This is a genomic window from Stenotrophomonas sp. YJH_SMC_27 (assembly GCF_059369815.1).
Map to the genome: position 1 here is coordinate 362853 of NZ_JCAFTA010000003.1, position 17915 is coordinate 380767.

Sequence of the window (17915 nt, forward strand, 5' to 3'; positions counted from 1 at the left end):
CGCACCGCCGGTGGAGGGGTTAGGTGAACAACATTGCCGACAGCACGAAGTTGAACATCAGCACCAGCAGCGAGGCGTTGACCACCGCACGGGTGGTCGCCACCGAAGTGCCTTCAATGGTCGGCTCGGCGTGGAAACCAACATAGGCGGCCACCAGCGCGGCAGTGCCGCCGAAGATCGCCGACTTCAGCATCGCCACGCCGAAGTCGTCCCAGAAATCCACGCTGTTGCGCAGCGCCGACCAGAACACGCCGTTGTCCAGGCCCAGCACGTGCACGGCTTCGAAGTAGCTGGCGCTGATCGCCAGCGAACAGAAGATGCCGGTCAGCAACGGCACGGTCAGCACCGCCGCCCAGAAGCGCGGCGCTACCGCCTTGGCCACCGGGTCGATCGCCATCAGCTCCAGCGCCTTGATCTGGTCGGTGGCACGCATCAGGCCCAGTTCGGCCGCGATCGAGCTGCCGGCGCGGCCGATGAACAGCAGCGCGGTCAGCACCGGTGCCAGCTCGCGGTACAGCGACAGGCCGAGCAGGGTCGACAGCGCGTCGGCCGCACCGAAGGTGGTCAGCGTGCGGTAGCCCTGCAGCGTCAGCACCAGGCCGACAAAGGCACCGCCGACGGCGATGATGGGCAGCGAGCGCGCGCCGATCTTGTAGATCTCGCGGGTCAGCTCGGCAAGGAAATCACGCGTGGGCAGCGAACCGCGCAAAACGGTCAGCGAGAACAGGCCGGCGCGGCCAAGCGAACGGGTGGCTTGGACGAACGGCATCAGGCGACCCTCGCGCGCGGCGCGGCATCGAACGGGATGGGGCCATCGGGCTGGCCATGCAGGAACTGCCGCAGCAGCGGGTCCTGGCTGGACTGCAGCGCCTCGGGCGTGCCCTGGAACACGATGCCGCCATTGGCAATCGCGATCACCTGGTCGCAGATCGGCAGGGTCTCGTGCACGTGGTGGCTGACGATGATGCTGGTCAGGCCCAGGCTGTGGTTGAGACGCTGGATCAGGCTCATGATCACCCCGGAGGCGATTGGATCCAGCCCGGTCAGCGGCTCGTCGTAGATCATCAGCGGCGGGTCCAGCGCCAGCGCACGGGCCAGCGCCACACGGCGCGCCATGCCGCCGGACAGCTCGCGCGGCCAGGCATCGGCGGCGGCCAGCAGGCCCACCGCATGCAGCTTCATTTCCACCAGGCGGCGCAGCACGGCGGTCGGCAGGCGGGTGTGCGTGCGCAGCGGCAGGGCGACGTTTTCGGCCACAGTGAGGTCGGTCAGCAGGCCATTGCCCTGCAGCAGCACGCCCACGCTCTTGCGCATTTCCAGCAGTGCGCCGCTGTCATGCGGGATCGGCTTGCCGAACAGGGTGACCTCGCCGGCGACCGGGCGCAGTTCGCCGGTCAGTGCCGCCAGCAGGGTCGACTTGCCGCTGCCGGACGGACCGAGCACGGCAGTGATGCTGCCCTTGGGCACCTGCAGCGACACGTCGCGCAGGATCGTGCGCCCGCTCCGGTCGATGCGGACGTTGGATAACTGCACCAGACTGGAGGTGGAAGCCGACATGGGCACCATTAACGTTTTTTAGACATCGAAGGATCGGGCCCGTCGGCTGAACATAAGCAGACTGGACGGTCCAGTATTGTTGCACGGCAAGGCCTCGCGTAGGCCGGGACAATCGGCCGGCGAGCCGGAACAATCCGTACCGCTGGCGGGCCAACCATTGAATACTGCCTGCCGTGCTGCACACTGTGCATGATGAGTGACCCGGGCAGCGATTTCCGCCTCTACCATTCCAATTCCCTGGACGTGCTGGCCGCGCTGCTGGCGCGCAACGTGCGTGTGCCGGTGCAGGGCCAGCCGCTGCTGGCGCCGGAAGTGGTGCTGATCCCGCAGGTGGCGATGCGGCGCTGGCTGCAGGCGACACTGGCCGCGGAATTCGGCGTCGCCGCCAACCTCGAGTTCCTGACCCCCGGCGAGTTCGTGGCGCGCGCGCTGAAGGCCAACGTCAGCGGTGAGCAGGACGATCTGGACGCCGCCGGCCTGCACTGGAAGCTGTACCAGGCGCTGCGCGATCCGTCGCTGCTGGCGCAGCCACCGATGCGCGCGCTGCAGTCGTATCTTGCCGGCGATGATGCTCTGAAGCCGTGGGCGCTGGCCGGCGAGCTGGCCTCGGTGTTCGAGAAGTACCAGGCCTGGCGGCGTGACTGGCTGCTGCGCTGGGCGGCGGGGGCCGATCCGGCCGATCCGCAGGCAATCCTGTGGCGCACCATCACCCGGGGCCACGACTACCGCGCCCGCCGCATCCAGGAGTACCTGGACCGCTTCGAAGGCGCCGGCCAGCCGCTGCCGCAAGGCCTGCCGCCGCGCATGTCCGCGTTCGCGACGCTCAACATCTCGCCCGACGTGCTGCGGGTGATGGCCACCCAGGCCCGGGTGGGCGAGCTGCACTTCTACATGCCCACCCCGGTGCAGTCGTACTGGGGAGATCTGCAGACGCTGGCCGAGCGCCTGCGCAGTGGCGCACCGGATCCCTTCGGTGAAGCGGCCGGCGAGAACCGGCTGCTGGAAGCGTGGGGTGCGGCCGGGCGCGACTTCATGGCGGTGCTGGGCAGTTACGAGGTGGTGCATCCGGCCGGCGAAATCGCCGCCTATTCCGATCCGGAGGAGGACACCGGGCCAAGCCTGGACGAAGGTGGCCTGTCCGACAGCCTGCTGCATCGCCTGCAGCGTGACCTGTTCCACCGTCGCGCGCTGCCCTCGGGTGAACTGCGCGACGGCCTGCGCAGCGACGACCCCAGCCTGCAGGTACACGCCTGCCACACCCGCCTGCGTGAGTTGCAGGTACTGCACGACCAGCTGCGCAGCCTGCTGCAGGACCCGCGCTTCGACCCGCCGCTGCAGGCGCGCGAGATCGCGGTGCTGGCGCCGGACATCGATCCCTATGTGCCGTACCTGGAAGCGGTGTTCGGCGGTCGCGGCGGCGAGGAGGAACACATTCCGTATGCCCTGGCCGACAGCAGTCCGCTGGCGGGCGAGCCGCTGGCCGATGTGTTCGTGCATCTGCTGGGCCTGCCGGTCTCGCGCTTTGGCCTGAACGAAGTGCTGGACCTGCTGGCCAGCGCGCCGCTGGCCGAAGCGGCCGGGCTGGAAGCGGTGGACTTCGACCGCCTGCATGGCTGGCTGCAGCAGGCCGGCGCACGCTGGGGCCTGGACGCAAGACACCGCAACCAGCACCAGGCACCGGCCGACGACGCCTACACCTGGCAGTTCGCGCTGGATCGCCTGGTACTCGGCCATGCCACCGGCAGCGAGGCCGACGTGGCCGGCGTGGCGCCGTGGATCGAACTGGAAGGCGGCGCGCTGGACGCGCTGGACCGGTTGCTGCGCCTGCTGCGCGTGCTGGCGGTCTACCAGCGACGCCTCGGCGAGCTGCTGACACCGGCGCAGTGGCGGCAACGCCTGCTGTCGCTGCTGGATGCACTGCTGCCCACCGCGCCCGGTTCACCCAACAGCCAGCGCGCGCTGGAGCGCCTGCGCAAGCTGCTCAACCAGTTCGCCGACGATGCCGCCAAGGCCGGTTTCGAAGACGGCGTGCCGCCGGAGGTGGTGCGTTCGCACTTCGCCGGCGTACTGGGGGAGGCCGATACGCGCGCACCGCTGCTGACCGGTGGCATCAGCTTCGGCCGCATGGTGCCGATGCGGCTGCTGCCGTTCCGGGTGATCTGCGTGCTCGGCCTCAACGATGGCGATTTCCCGCGCCGGGACCCGGCCGCGGGCCTCAACCAGCTCACCGCCGAGCTGGATACGCCGCGCCGCCGTCCTGGCGACCGCTCCACCCGCGAGGATGACCGCTTCCTGTTCCTGCAGCTGTTCGCCGCCGCGCAGGAGGTGTTCTATCTCAGCTATCTCGGCGCCGATCCGCGCGATGGCAGCGTACGTGAGCCGTCGGTGCTGGTCAGTGAACTGATCGATGCCGCCGCCGCGTATCACCTCGATCCGCCGGCGGCGGTCCGCGATTTCACCGTGCGCCACGCACTGCAGCCGTTCTCACCGGCTGCTTTCGGCGATGGCGATCCACGTCGCTTCAGCTATCGCCGCCAGTGGCATCCGGCTGCCGGGCGCCTCAGCGGCCAGCGGGGCGACCTGCAGCCGTGGTTCGATGCACCGTTGCCGCCGCCGCTCGACGATGCGGTGGAAGACGAGGTCGCACTCGATACCCTGCGTCGTTTCCTGTGCGACCCGGCCGGGCAGTTCCTCGCTCAGTCGCTGGGCCTGCGCCTGGCCGACGAGGTGGAGGAGGTGGATGACCTGGAACCGCTGGTGCTGTCCGCGCGCGGGCCGGAAAAGCGCAGCGTGCAGGCGGCGGTGGTACGCGCCACGCTCAGCGGCGATGCCGAGCCGTTGTACCCGCGGCTGCGCGCGCGTGGCCTGCTGCCGTCGGGTCCATTGGGCGAGCGCCAGTTCGAGGTAGAGCAGTTGAAGACACGCCCGTATGCCAGTGCGCTGCTGGGCTGGATGCAGGGCGAACCACTGGAAAGCCGTCGCTACGAAGTGGACGTCGATGGCGTGCGCCTGCATGGCCGCGTGGCCGATCGGCATCCCGAAGGGCTGGTGCGCCTGCGTGCCGGCACACTCAATGGCAATGCAGTGATCCGCCACGGCCTGGACTGGCTGCTGGCGAACGCGGCGGGCGATGCGCTGCCGCTTGTGCAGTTCCATGATGGTGGCGACGCCGGTCCCGGCCCGCATGTACTGCCGGCACTGAGCGTTCCCGCTGCACGTGCGGCGCTGCGTGCGCTGCTGCAGCTGCGCCAGCGTGGCCTGCGCGAGCCGCTGCGCTTTGCCCCGTACACCGGCTGGGTGCTGTACAACGCGCCGGCAGAAAAGCAGCGCAGCGAAGGTTGGAAGCAGTGGCACGGCAGCGACCGCAGCTGGGGTGAATCCAGCAGCGACGCCTGGCAGCTGCTGCTGCGGGGTGCCGATCCATTTGCCACCGACGCCGGCTATGCCGACCTGCTGCGCAACAGCCAGGTGGTCTTCAGCGCGGTGCGCGAAGGCCGCGCTCTCGGCGCCGAAGCACGCCAGGAGGGCAACGCATGAACACCGCCATCGCCGAAGACGGCATCGAATCCCTCAGCCGTGATCCCTACCTGGCCCTGCCGCTGGACGGCATCCGCCTCATCGAAGCCAGCGCCGGCACCGGTAAGACCTTCACCCTGGCCACGCTGTTCACCCGCCTGGTGGTGGAGCAGGGCCTGCGCATCGGCCAGATCCTGGCAGTGACCTTCACCGATGCCGCCACCCAGGAACTGCGCAAGCGCATCCGCGAGCGCCTGGCGCTGGCCGCGCGCCTGGTCGACCTGGAAGCGGCCGACGGTGAAGCACCGGAGGTGCGATTGACCCGCGACGTGCTGCAGCGCCATCTGCAGGGCGGCACCGAGAGCGCCGCCGCACTGAAACGCCGCCTGCAGGTGGCCGCAGACGAGATCGACCTGGCGTCCATCTTCACCATCCACGGCTTCTGCACCCGCGTGCTGCGCGAGCATGCGCTGGAAAGCGGCCACACCTTTGATCCGCCGGAACTGCTGGCCAGCGACCGTGAGCTGCTGGAGGAGCTCGCGGCCGATCTGTGGCGCGTGCATGCCAACGACCCGGCCACGCTGGAGCCGCTGACCTGGCTGTGGTCCAACCCGGATGCGCTGGCGGCCGATCTGCGCGCGTTGCTGGCTACGCCGCCTCTGCACCCGTTGCCACGGCCGGTGGCGCTGGCCGATCCACACCCAGCATTGCAGGCCACCGCCGCCGAACTGCAGCAGGCGTTGCGCGAGCATGGCGAGCAGTTCTTCATCGACCTGTGCGATGCCGTCGACAACAAGTGGCTCAACGGCGTGTCCTACAAGCTGGGCTGGCTGCATCCGCTGGGCCGGCAGCTGCTGGCCTGGGCCGAGCGCGCCGACCCGCGCGAGCTGCTGATCAGCGAACGCCTGCCGGCGCTGCTGCCGGAGGCGTTGGCCGCCAAGACCAACAAGAAATTCGCCGAGCGCACGCCGTCGTCGCCATTGCAGGCACCGTTGGCGCGCTATGTCGTGCTGCTGGCCGAACGCGATGCCTGGTTGCGTGCCACCGCATTGAATTTCCTGCACGCGCTTCGCGCCGACGCCACGCAGCGGCTGCAGGCACTGAAGCGCATCCGCCGGGTGCAGACCTACGACGATCTGATCGATGGCGTAGCGCTCGCCCTGGAAGGCCCGCAGCGACTGACGCTGGTCAGGCAGCTGCGCGCGCAGTACCGCATCGCGCTGGTTGATGAGTTCCAGGATACCGATGATCGCCAGTGGGGCATCTTCCACACCGTGTTCGGTGATTCGCCGGAGGTGCGCGAGCTGGACCTGGCACCGGCGTTGTTCCTGATCGGCGACCCCAAGCAGGCGATCTACGGTTTCCGCGGCGGTGATATCCACACTTACCTGAAGGCCAAGCAGGTGGCGCAGCAGGCGCCGGTACTGGACCAGAACTTCCGCTCGCGACCCGCTGTGCTGCGCGCGCTGCAGGCGCTGTACGACAACGCTGGCGAAGACGCCTTCCTCGAACGCGACATCCAGTTCGAGCCGGTGCGGCCCGGTGGCGTGCGCAGCGATGCGGACTACCAGCGCGACGGCCATGCCGCCGCGGCGCTCACCCTGCGCGTGCTGCGCAGTGGCGGTGACAAGGCGATGAGCGCCGATGCCTCGCGCGATGCGGCGACCCAGGCCTGCGTGGCCGCGATTCACCAGATCCTGGTCGAGGCGCGTGCGGGCAATGCCGTGTTGCGTGGGCGCCCGGTGCAGCCCGGTGACATCGCGGTGCTGGTGCGCTCGCATCGCGAGGCCACCCTGGTGCAGCGCGCACTGGCCGCGGTCGGCATTCCGGCAGTGGCAGCCGGCAAACAGAGCCTGTTTTCCACGCCTGAAGCGCGTGATCTGCGTGCGCTGCTGCTGGCACTGCTGCAACCGGCCGACGAGGGCCGCCTGCGCGCAGCGCTGGCCACGGTACTGCTCGGCCAGCGCGCCAGTGCGATTGCGGCGATGGAACGCGACGGCGACCTGCAACGCGGGTTCCAGGCGCAGCTGCTGCACTGGCGAGAGCGCTGGCAGCGCGGCGGGCCGTTCGCGGTGATCGCCGATGTCTGTGCCGCGCAGGGCGAGCGCCTGCTGGCGCTGATCGATGGCGAGCGCCGCCTGACCAATTACCTGCAGCTGGGTGAACTGCTGCAGGAGGCCTCGGCGCAGGCGCTGGGCATGCATGGCCTGCTGGACTGGCTGCAGGGGCAGATGGCCAGCGCCGACCAGGATGACGAGCAGCAGCTGCTGCGCCTGGAATCGGATGCGCGCCGCGTGCAGATCATCACCCTGCACAAGAGCAAGGGCCTGGAGTATCCGCTGGTGTTCCTGCCCTTCGTCGGCATCGACGGCGGCGCACCGAACACGGCCTCGCACTGCACGGTGCATGTGGGCGGCCAGCGCCAGCTGCACTGGAAGCTGGACAAGGACGAGGCCTGGGAAGCGGCCACCGCGCAGCGCGAACGCGAGCAGCGCGCCGAGGATGCGCGCCTGCTGTATGTGGGACTGACCCGCGCCGAGCATGCGCTGTGGATCGCCGTGGGTGATCTGGCCGGGCTCGGCAAGACGCGCCTGGCGCCGCTGCTGGGTGACCTGCAGGCGCTGCGCGCGCTCGCCGATGTGCACATCGATGACAGTGATGCACCGGCCACGCTGCCGCAGCTGGCGGCCGAAGTGGAAGGTGAGCTTCCAGCCGTGCGTGCACTGACCCGGCGCGTGCCGCACGACTGGTGGGTGTACAGCTTTACCCAGCTGGCCCACGCAGATGCAGGCGTTGGCAGCGATATCGAAGCGGCCGCCACCGAGCTGCCGGCACCGGCCGCCGACGAACCGGCCGGCCCGGAACTGCCATTGGAACCGGCGCTGCCTGAACCCACCGCGGCCGCCGAGGACAACGCCCCGCTCGATCCGCGCTTCATGGGCAGTCGCTTCGGCAACGTGCTGCATGAGGCAATGGAGAACGTCGACTTTGCTGCATGGGCTGACTGGCAGCCGGGCCTGGAAGCGCCCGAGGGGCAGGCCGAGGTACTGCGCAAGGCGCTGCACGACGAAGGCTATGCCGACGTCGACCTGGACGACGGCGTGGCGGTGCTGGTGCCGCTGGTTGGCCACACCCTGACCGTGCCGCTGCCCGAAGGCGGCGCGCTGCACAGCCTGGGAGAAGGCGAGCGCCGCGCCGAAATCGACTTCCATTTCGCCATCGAACCAACCACGGTGCCGGCCCTGCTGCAGGTGCTGCATGCGCACGGCATTTCCAGTGGCCGGCGCGGCTTCGGCCAGCGCCGCCGCCTGGAAGGGCTGATGACCGGCATGATCGACCTGACCTACGTGCGCGACGGGCGCTGGTACGTGCTCGACTACAAATCCAACCGCCTGCCCGGCTACAGCCCGGACCTGCTGGCCATTGCCATGCGCCACAGCGAATACGACCTGCAGGCGCTGATCTACACCGTGGCCCTGCATCGCTGGCTGCGCTTCCGCCTGGGCGCGGCCTACGACTACGAGCGCGACATGGGCGGCATCCGCTACCTGTTCTGCCGCGGCCTGGATGGCACCGGCAATGGCGTGCATGTGGACCGTTTCCCGCTGGCGTTGGTGGATGCACTGGATGCGTTGTTTGCCGGTGGCGAGCAGGCCCAGGCCGAACTGGCCGCACGTGCCCGTGGAGCCAGCGCATGAGCCTGCTGAAGGAACTGCATCAGAAGGGCCAGCTGCGCACCCTTGATCACGCGTTGGCGACCAGCCTGCAGCGGCTGCGCGACGACACGCCCGAGAGCGTGGCGCTGGCGGCGGCGCTGGCCTCGCTGGCGGTGTCGCAGGGCCACGCCGGGTTTGATCCGGCTCAGCCGCAGCGGTTGCTGGACGGCGTGCCCGAGTGGCCTGCCGCGCACGACTGGCTGGCACAGCTGCGTGCATCGCCGTGGGTGGCGACGCCGGAGCAGGCCGATGCCATCGCCGAGGACGCGCCGCTGGTGCTGGAAAACGGCCTGCTCTACCTGCGCCGCTACCGCGAGTACGAGCGGCAGCTGGCGGCCGGGCTGCAGCGCATCGGCCGGCATCCGCTGCCGCCGCCGGACATGGCCGCGCTGGCACCGCTGTTCGCGCAGCTGTTCCCGCAGGCATTGGGCGGCGAGGACCACCAGGCACGCGCAGCCGGCGTGACCCTGCGCCATCCGCTGGCACTGGTCACCGGCGGCCCCGGCACCGGCAAGACCACTACCATCGCGCGCCTGTTGCTGCTGCTGGCGGCGCAGGCCCGGCATGCCGGCCAGCCGCTGCCCGAGGTGGCGTTGGCCGCGCCGACCGGTCGCGCTGCCGAGCGCATGGCCGAGAGCCTGCGGCTGGCCGTGCAGCGCCTGCAGGAGCACGGCGTGGACCCGGCGCTGTGCGCGGCACTGCCCAGTACCGGCACCACCCTGCATCGCCTGCTCGGCGTGATTCCCGATTCACCGCGCTTCCGCCACCACGCTGATAATCCACTGCCGGTGGATGTGGTGGTGGTCGACGAAGCGTCGATGATCGATCTGCCGATGATGGCCAAGCTGGTTGACGCGATCGCCAGCGGCACGCGGCTGATCCTGCTCGGCGACCCGGACCAGCTGCCGTCGGTGGAAGCCGGCGACGTACTCAGCGCGATCCTGCGCGCCAGCGGTGATGGCATCGGCACCCGCGCCGATGACGCGCAGGCACTGCAGGGTCTGTTGGCGCCGGCCACGTTGCAGCCGCAGGCCGCGCCGCGCGCCTTCGCCGGCCGCCGCGTGCAGCTGCAACGCGGTTACCGGCAAAGCGATGCGCTGGATCTGGCACCGCTGGCGCATGCCGTGCGCGAAGGCGACAGCAGCACCGCATTGCAGCTGCTGCGCGGTGGGTCGCTGGCAGGCGTGCATTTCCACGAAGGCGAGGCCGATCCATTGCGCGGCCAGCGCGAGCACCTGCTGGGCCACTGGCGTGCACTGGCAGACGCGGCCGATCCAGCGCTTGCCCTGCAGCAGGCCGGGCGCCTGCGCGTGCTGACCGCGTTGCGCGAAGGCCCGCAGGGTGCGCGCGGGCTCAACAGCCGCATCGAACAGCTGCTGGCTGGCAACACCCCGGGCTACTTCCAGGGCCGCCTGCTGCTGGTTACCGAGAACAGCTACCGGCATCGCCTGTTCAACGGCGACATCGGTATCTGCCTGCGCGACGACAGCGGCGCGATGGTGGCCTGGTTCCCGGGCGACAACGTCGAGCAGCCACGCGCCTTCCACCCGGCCGCACTGCCCGCGCATGAAAGCGCCTTTGCGATGACCGTGCACAAGGCACAGGGCTCGGAGTTCGATGAAGTGTGGCTGCAGCTGCCACGCCAGGACAGCCGCGTGCTGTCGCGCGAGCTGGTCTACACCGGCCTGACCCGTGCCCGCCAGGTGCTGCATGTGGCGGGCAGCGCAGAGGTGCTGCAGGCCGCATTGAAACGCCACGCCAGTCGATTGGGTGGCCTGGCCTGGCGCTTGGGTGCGGAAGACGTGATCGAAGCACCATCGACACTGATCGAAGAACCGACGGTGCAGGGCCAGCTGTTCTGACCTCAGTCCTTCCAATTCCTCCAATCACAACGCGCACCTTCATCCACGCATGGCGTGGATCTACCGTGTCGACCAAGGTCGACACCCACCAGAGCAGAACGCCGTGCCGGCAGATCGCAGGAAACTGTCGAAGGCGGGGTGGGTCCGGTTGAGGGGGCGTGAGCCGCATGGATGCGGCGACCGAGCTTACATGGACGTACTTGCAGCGTCCCCCTCAACCGGACCCACCCCGCCTACCCACGGATAGCGCGCATTTGACGTTGCCGTGGCCGTTGATTCGGCAGGTGCAGGGTGCAGCCCTGCCGCCAAACCTACTCCGGCATCAGCACCAACCCATCCGGGAACACGATCGCCGCTTCATCCGAACTCACGTCGAAGAAGCCCACGCCGTGCTTCTCGGCCAGGTCCTGCACCCGCCCGTGCGCGCGCTCGGCCACCGAGTAGGCGAACGCGCCGTAGATCACCTGCCGGCCGATGCTGTACTCGGTCACCTCGGCGCGGTCGTCATCGTCGTTGCTCAGTGGTCCGTTCAACGGCGGGAAGTCCTGCGCCATCTCCGCAAACCACGCTTGCAGCGCCGGGCTGCTAACCGCCGGGTCGTCGTACTCGTGGCGCTCGTTCCACTGCGTCTGCTTCTCGAACCAGGCGATGAAGGCCGCCGCTTCGCGCGGGGCCGCGCTGGCCTCGAACACCATCATGTCGTAACTCATTGAACCGTCCTGTGGGGATTGCGAGTGGCCGCCGGGCATGGCCCGGCGCTACCGAACCACGATGGTAGCGCCGGGCCGCGCCTGGCGGATCGCATTACACGGACGGCGATTCGGCGCCTTCCCATCCCGGCGCCAACGCCTTCGCCTCCGGGAACAGCGCGAAGCGCAGGCCGATCAGGCCCATCAGCGCCTCGTCGCGGGCCTTGCAGGCGCCCACGCTGCCGACCCGGCCCAGCGAGGTATCCAACCGCTCGCGCAATGCGTCGGCCGCCACAATCGGTTTGCGCGCAGCGATCTGCCGGCGGTAGTGCACGGCGATCTCTTCAAGAATGTGCTCGACCGCCTCACGGCTGCGCTCGGGCAGTTCCAGCCGTGCACGGCGCAGCTGCAGGATGTTCAGGCCGATGCGCGCCTCGTTGAGCATGTCCACCGAGGCGATGTCACTGCCCTCGGGCGTCGCCGCCAGGCGCGGGGCGAGCAGGCCCAGCAGGTCGAGCATGCGTGCGGCGAAGCGCTGCCGATCCTGCTGGCCGCGTCCTTCGGCGGCTTCGGCCAGCGTGGTCCAGCCCTGCCGCACCAGCCGGCGCGCGGTCCATTCGGCACCCACCGAACGGAACAGGCGGGTCATCACCACCGCAAAGCCAATGCCGATGAACATTGCGATGGACGAGTTGAGGAAGGTCTGGATGTTGGCGCTGTAGGTGTTCTGCAGGCTCAGCAGCGCGGCCAGGTTCACTGTCAGCGGCAGCGCGAACAACGCGCTCTTGGGGTGGTGCAGCATCAGCCCCAGCGGCAGGAACGCCACCGCCAGCACCAGCGCCAGCAGGCCGAAGTCGTGCACGGCCGGGAACACGCCGAACAGGTACACGCCGGCCACCACCGAGGCGACCATCGCCCACACCAGGAACTGCACCATGCTGGGGGCCGGATCGTCCTGTGCGGCGAAGAATGCGGCAGTCACCGCCGCCATCATCGCGCCGTTGCCACCGCCCTCCCAACCGAGCGCGATCCACAGTACGCAGTAGCTCATCAGTGCCACGCCGGCACTGAGCGCGGAGAACAGTGCCATGCCGTAGTCGACGTGCCTGTCGGCGGCCACCCGTTCGGTGCGGATGCGATAGTGCGCGCGGTCCAGCGGCGCGGTGCCCTGATCGATCGCGTGCTGCAGGGTGCGGCAGTCCTGCCACAGGTCCACCAGCTCCTCCAGGCGCAGCAGCAGGCTGGCCAGCTGCAGGTGCTGCAGGTCGCGGTCCACCTGCGGCTTCAGCGCGCTGATGCGCGCGCGCAGGCGGGCGTATTCGCTGGCGTTGGTCGGCCCATCCAGCCAGTCGTGGATATCGTCGACCAGCGCCGGCAGCCCTTCGGGCAGGGCCTGGCCGCCGCTGCGCAGCGCGCTCAACCGATCGGCAATCGAGGACAGCACCGGCAACAGCAGCAGCATGCGCTCACGCAGGCGCTCCATCGACACCGCAGACCCGGCGTGGCGCGGGTCGTCGCGGCGCAGGAACTCGATCAGTGCCTCGAACTGCACCAGGTCGGCGGCCAGCCGGTTGCGCGGCGCATGCGCGCGGCCACGTTCAAGGATCTGCCGGCACCACTGCGCGGCGTCCTCCATCCAGTTGCCGATGCGGGCGCGCAGCATCGGCCGCACCGAGGCCGGGAACAGCAGCGAGGCGAACAGCACCGCCACCACCGTGCCGAGGATGATCTCCTCGCTGCGCGCCACCACCGTGTCGAAGATGGTTTCCGGCGAGGTCACTGCGGGGAAGCCGATGAAGGCGGTGGTGTAGCCGGCCAGCAGGAACGCGTAGCCGCGCGGGCCGCGGTTGAGCAGGGCCATGAACAGGCAGCCGGCCAGCCAGATCGACATGGCCGCGCTCAGGACCAGCGGCGTTTCCACCAGTGCCGGCAGCACCAGCAGGGTGGCCAGGCCGGCCACCAGGGTGCCGACGATGCGGTACACGCCCTTGGCCCGGGTCGGGCCCAGCAGCGGCTGGCTGACGATGTACACCGTGCCCATCGCCCAGTACGGGCGCGACAGGTTGCCGGCCATGGCGATGTACAGCGCGGCCACTGCGGCCAGGTAGGTCTTGATCGAGAACAGCCAGGCCTGGCGGTCGGTCAGCGCGTTCATGGCTTACTTCGCTGCGGTCGAGGCGTTGGGCGCGGTGGCGCTTGCCTGCCAGCCACCGCCCAGCACCAGGAACAGATGGATCTGGTCGCGCGCGACCTGCGCTTCGGCGGCCGCCAGCGTGGCATCGCTGGTGGCCAGGCTGCGGTCGGCATCCAGGCTGGACAGGTACGGCGTGCGGCCGCCCTGGTACAGCCGGCGGTTCTGCTCGGCAGCCAGCGCGGCCTGCTCCTGCGCGATGCGCAACGACTGCAGCCGGCGCAGGTCCTGCGCATAGCGGTCCAGCGCGGTCTGGGTCTCGCGCAGCGCCTGCAGGACCGTGTGGTCGAACTCGGCCAGCGCCGCGTCGGCACCGGCTTCGGCAGCGTGGATGCGTGCGTGCGTGCCGGACGACGGCAGCGTCCATGAGATCAGCGGGCCGATCGACCACTGCTGGGTCATCGGCGTGCCGAAGTCTTCCAGCAGGCCGGCGGCACCCACCGAGGCACCCAGGCGGATGTCCGGATACAGTTCGGCGGTGGCCACGCCAATGCGCGCGGTGGCCGAGGCCAGCTTGCGTTCGGCCTGGCGCACGTCCGGGCGGCGCTGCAGCAGCGCACGGCCATCACCGACCGGCAGGGGCTGCGCCAGGCCGGGGGCGTGTGCACAGTCGATCACGCCAGCTGGCAGCTGGCCCGGGGTCTGCCCGAGCAGGGCGGCCAGCGAATAGGCGGCCGCCGAGCGCTGCGCATGCAGCGGCGGCAGCGCGGCTTCCAGCAGCGCCACCTGGGCATTGGCGCGGGCCAGCTCCGGCGGCGTGCCACGGCCAGCCGCGATCAGGCGCTCGGTAACGGTGCGGCTGCGCTGTTGCAGCTGCAGCGAATGCTCGGCCACGTGCAGTTCGTGGTTGGCATGGCAGATTTCCAGGTAGCTGTCGGCCACCTGGGCGACCACACTGACCTGGGCCAGATCGCGTGCCGCCGCCACCGACTGCTCGTCGGCACGCGCCGCTTCGGCGCCGCGCTTGAGCTTGCCGAACAGGTCGAACTGGTAGCTGACCGCGAACTTGCCATCGGCCAGGTTGATCACCGGCAGCTCGTGCTCCTGCAGGAACGATTCGGCCGACAGCTGCGCGCGGCTGACGCCGGCCTCGGCCTCGTACTCGAAGCCGCCGGCGTCCAGCGCCTGTTCGTATACCGCCGCCGCACGGCGCAGGTGCGCATCGGCGGCCTTCAGTTCGACGTTGTCTCGCAGCGCCTGGGTGATCAGGCCATCCAGCACCGGGTCGTTGTACAGCGACCACCAGCGGTCGGGCAGCGCCTGGTTGGCGGCAATCTGCGGGTTCTGCGTATCGATGAAGGCCGCATTGGCCTCCGGGCGCTTGAAGGCCGAGCCTTCCGGCAGTGCATAGTCGGGGCCAACGGTCCTGCACGCGGCCAGGCTGGCCAGCGCGACGATCAGGCCGAGACGGGGCAGGGCGGCGTTCACAGGCCCGCCTGTGTCGGCGCGGTGCCGGCCTTGTCGTTGTGCGGGTGACGGCCGGTGTCCACGGTCACCGTCGCGGTGCGGCCGGCAATCAGTTCCACGCCCTTGGGCACCTCGTCGATGGCGATGCGCACCGGAATGCGCTGGGCCAGGCGCACCCAGTCGAAGGCCGGGGTCACGTTCGGCAGCAGAGAGCTGCCATTGCTGCGGTAGCGATCCTCGATGCCGGCAGCAATGCTCTCCACATGGCCACGCAGCGGCGCCGATTCGCCCATCAGGCGGATGTCCACGCGCTGCCCCGGGGCCACGCCGCGCAGGCGGGTTTCCTCGAAGTAGCCGTCGATGCGGAACGAGCCGGTGTCCAGCAGCGCCAGCACCGGCTTGCCGGCCACCACGTAGTCGCCCACGCGCATGGTGCGGTCGTTGACCCGGCCATCGGCCGGTGCGCGCACCTCGGTGCGGCCCAGGTTGAGCTCGGCCAGGTCCACCGCCGCCTGTGCGGTGCCCAGCGCAGCCTGTGCAGCCTGCAGCTTGGCGCGGCGCACTTCGGCGTCCTCGGCGGCGACCAGATCCTGCAGGCTGCGGTCACGGCCGATTTCGCGGCGCAGCTGCGCCACCGAGGCCTGGCGCTCGGCCAAGCTGGCCTTGGCCTGTTCCAGCGCGATGCGGTAGCGCGCGCGGTCGATCACGAACAGCACGTCGCCCTTCTTCACCGCCTGGTTGTCGGCCACGTTCACCGTTTCCACCAGCCCGGACACGTCCGGTGCCACCTGCACCACGTCGGCACCGACATGGGCGTCGCGGGTCCACGGCTCATCCATGTAATAGACCCACAGCTGGCGCAGCACCAGCAGGGCGACGATCACGGCTGCGCTGGTCAGCAGTATGGGCAGGGTCTTCTTCACGATCTTGTTCACGATTGCATCCAACGCAGGAGGTGGAACAGCAGGCCAAGCACGATCCCGTACAGCGCCAGGTTGAACAGCGCCGGGTGCCATACATGGCGATAGGCGCCGGCACGCTGCAGCAGCGCGTGCAGGCCGCTGTTGACCAGGTAGGCCAACAACATCAACCCGAGCAGGGTCGGGACGAACACTCCATGGAGACTGAATTCACCGGGCATCGGAAGGGGCGGGGGCGAGGTGGGGGAGGGGAGGGACAACAGAACAACGGCAACGGGCAAAAGCCGCTGGCGTGTGCACGGCAGCGGCGGTGTTCGGGGGCAGCGCTCTTACGTGATGCGGTCGGCGGCCTCGGCCAGCAGGCGCCATGCCTTCAGCACGGCGTGCAGTTCATCCATGGAAAGCTCGCCGAACACGTCCTGGCGCAGGCCGATCAACTGGTCTTCCAGCTCGCTGACCAGCGCATGGCCCGCGTCGGTCAGCCACAGCAGGTTGGCGCGGCGGTCGCTGGCGTCGCTCTCGCGGCGGACCAGGTCGCTGGCGCACAGCTTGTCCAGCAGGCGCACCAGGGAAGGACCCTCCATGCCCAGCTGCTGGGCCAGCGCCACCTGGCGGATGCCACCGCCGGAGCGGCCGATCATCAGCAGGGGCATGGTGCAGGCGGTGGAGATGCCGTAGCTGCCGAGCCGACTGTCGGCCAGGCGCTGCCACTGCCGCCCTGCGTACAGCAGGCCGGAGCTGAGCTGCATCTGCAGCACGGTGCGCTCGTCGAGAGGTCGGTCCATAAGAGATAGATAGGATACTACTAATTTCATTCCTATCAATGGGTTTTTCTGAATGGGCGGGGTGTATTGAGGAAAGCGTTGCGCCTGCTGGTTATCGGTTGGGGTGGCGGAGGGCCGGACGGGGCAGGGCACGCTGCAAGTACGTCCATGTAAGCTCGATCGGCGCATCCATGCGCCTCACGGCCCTGCCCCGCCCGGTCCTCCGCCACCCACCCCACATCCCGTGAGCGCGGTGGGTTGGCTCTAAGGGCAAAAGCAGTGCGGACCAAGGTCCGCACCCACCAGGGCGGCACACCGCTTCCGAAGCCATGAACCCCCGCTTTTGACCCCGCTTTCGGGCGGTCCGGCCGCGCCCGCAGGAAACCGTCAGGGAGCGGGAAGGGCGGCAGGGCAGGACCGTGAGGCGCATGGATGCGCCGACCGAGCCCCCAGGGACGGGTTTACGGCGTGTCCTGCCCTGCCGCCCTTCCCGCTCCAAACCGATAGCAGTCCGGCGCCGCGCGTCACCCCCGATGAACCGTCCCAACAGGACGACCCACCCCCCGGTCGGGTACGATGCTCGCCCCCCGTTCGGGACGCTGTACGCAATGAGCAAGAACAACGAAAAGGCCGCCCCGCAGGGCGACGTGACCCAGGTCCAGGCCGAGGATGCCGTGCGCACCCTGCTGCGCTGGGCCGGTGAGGACCCGTCCCGTGAAGGCCTGCTGGATACCCCCCGCCGTGTCGCCGAAGCCTATGGCGACTGGTTCAGCGGTTACCGCGACGACCCGCGCGCCTACATGGAGCGGACCTTCGAGGAAGTGGCCGGCTACGACGAACTGATCGTCCTGCGTGACATCGAGTACGAAAGCCACTGCGAACACCACATGGCGCCGATCATCGGCCGCGTGCATGTCGGCTACCTGCCGGCCGGCAAGGTGGTGGGCATCAGCAAGCTGGCCCGCGTCGTCGAAGCCTACGCCCGCCGTTTCCAGGTGCAGGAGAAGATGACCGCGCAGATCGCCCAGTGCATCCAGGACGTGCTGCAGCCGATCGGCGTCGGCGTGGTCGTCGAAGGCGCCCACGAGTGCATGACCACCCGCGGCATCCACAAGCGCGGCGTCAGCATGGTCACCTCCAAGATGCTGGGCAGTTTCCGCGACGACGCGCGCACCCGCGCCGAGTTCCTGCGCTTCATCGAAGTGGGCGGCAAGCGCTGAGCCGCTTGCCCGCACCGCGCCGGCCCCTGGTGGCCGGCATGCCCACGGCTGCCCACGCAGCCGCCGTGGGTGG

At 69.3% G+C, this 17915-nt stretch carries 12 protein-coding genes; 4 read left to right on the forward strand and 8 right to left on the reverse strand.

Annotated features, from left to right (window positions below):
• Positions 1-19: 19 nt before the first annotated feature.
• Both AC5P7R_RS07625 and AC5P7R_RS07630 read right to left on the reverse strand, forming a co-directional pair.
• Positions 20-769, reverse strand: coding sequence for an MlaE family lipid ABC transporter permease subunit (locus tag AC5P7R_RS07625; protein WP_005414955.1), 750 nt, complete (start codon positions 767-769; stop codon positions 20-22).
• Complete coding sequence (locus tag AC5P7R_RS07630) at positions 769-1557, reverse strand: ABC transporter ATP-binding protein (RefSeq protein ID WP_014039019.1); 789 nt, start codon at positions 1555-1557, stop codon at positions 769-771. Before AC5P7R_RS07630 ends, AC5P7R_RS07625 begins: the two co-directional genes overlap by 1 nt.
• A gap of 189 nt (positions 1558-1746) precedes the next feature.
• On the opposite strand from AC5P7R_RS07630, the gene recC reads away from it, so the two are divergent.
• The 3 genes from recC to recD are packed head-to-tail and all read left to right on the forward strand — an operon-like array spanning position 1747 to position 10651.
• The gene (recC, locus tag AC5P7R_RS07635) at positions 1747-5094 is read left to right on the forward strand and encodes an exodeoxyribonuclease V subunit gamma (RefSeq protein WP_478436122.1); all 3348 of its coding nucleotides are present in this window, start codon (positions 1747-1749) and stop codon (positions 5092-5094) included.
• The gene (recB, locus tag AC5P7R_RS07640) at positions 5091-8771 is read left to right on the forward strand and encodes an exodeoxyribonuclease V subunit beta (protein ID WP_495213815.1); all 3681 of its coding nucleotides are present in this window, start codon (positions 5091-5093) and stop codon (positions 8769-8771) included. Before recC ends, recB begins: the two co-directional genes overlap by 4 nt.
• Positions 8768-10651 carry an exodeoxyribonuclease V subunit alpha gene (gene recD / locus AC5P7R_RS07645; protein ID WP_495213816.1) on the forward strand — a complete coding sequence of 628 codons (1884 nt, stop codon included), beginning with the start codon at positions 8768-8770 and terminating at the stop codon, positions 10649-10651. Before recB ends, recD begins: the two co-directional genes overlap by 4 nt.
• Before the next feature lie 311 nt (positions 10652-10962).
• Here the strand turns inward: recD and AC5P7R_RS07650 are convergent, their stop codons facing one another.
• The 6 genes from AC5P7R_RS07650 to AC5P7R_RS07675 form a co-directional block, all read right to left on the reverse strand.
• Positions 10963-11361, reverse strand: coding sequence for a hypothetical protein (locus AC5P7R_RS07650; protein WP_134735988.1), 399 nt, complete (start codon positions 11359-11361; stop codon positions 10963-10965).
• 94 nt (positions 11362-11455) lie between these two features.
• Positions 11456-13495 carry an FUSC family protein gene (locus AC5P7R_RS07655; protein ID WP_495213817.1) on the reverse strand — a complete coding sequence of 680 codons (2040 nt, stop codon included), beginning with the start codon at positions 13493-13495 and terminating at the stop codon, positions 11456-11458.
• A gap of 3 nt (positions 13496-13498) precedes the next feature.
• Positions 13499-14959, reverse strand: a complete 1461-nt coding sequence (locus tag AC5P7R_RS07660; RefSeq protein WP_495213818.1) for an efflux transporter outer membrane subunit — start codon at positions 14957-14959, stop codon at positions 13499-13501.
• On the reverse strand, positions 14956-15873 hold the full coding sequence (locus AC5P7R_RS07665; protein ID WP_180833052.1) for an efflux RND transporter periplasmic adaptor subunit: 918 nt from the start codon (positions 15871-15873) through the stop codon (positions 14956-14958). The genes AC5P7R_RS07660 and AC5P7R_RS07665 overlap by 4 nt, the downstream gene beginning before the upstream one ends.
• Positions 15870-16079 (reverse strand): DUF1656 domain-containing protein, encoded by a 210-nt coding sequence (locus AC5P7R_RS07670; RefSeq protein ID WP_010487502.1) that lies wholly within the window; start codon positions 16077-16079, stop codon positions 15870-15872. Before AC5P7R_RS07670 ends, AC5P7R_RS07665 begins: the two co-directional genes overlap by 4 nt.
• Before the next feature lie 108 nt (positions 16080-16187).
• Complete coding sequence (locus AC5P7R_RS07675) at positions 16188-16643, reverse strand: MarR family winged helix-turn-helix transcriptional regulator (RefSeq protein WP_012481667.1); 456 nt, start codon at positions 16641-16643, stop codon at positions 16188-16190.
• A 587-nt stretch (positions 16644-17230) separates the two neighbouring features.
• On the opposite strand from AC5P7R_RS07675, the gene folE reads away from it, so the two are divergent.
• A complete protein-coding gene (gene folE, locus AC5P7R_RS07680; protein WP_288042052.1) occupies positions 17231-17842 on the forward strand; it encodes a GTP cyclohydrolase I FolE in 612 nt (203 codons plus the stop codon).
• Positions 17843-17915 lie beyond the last annotated feature (73 nt).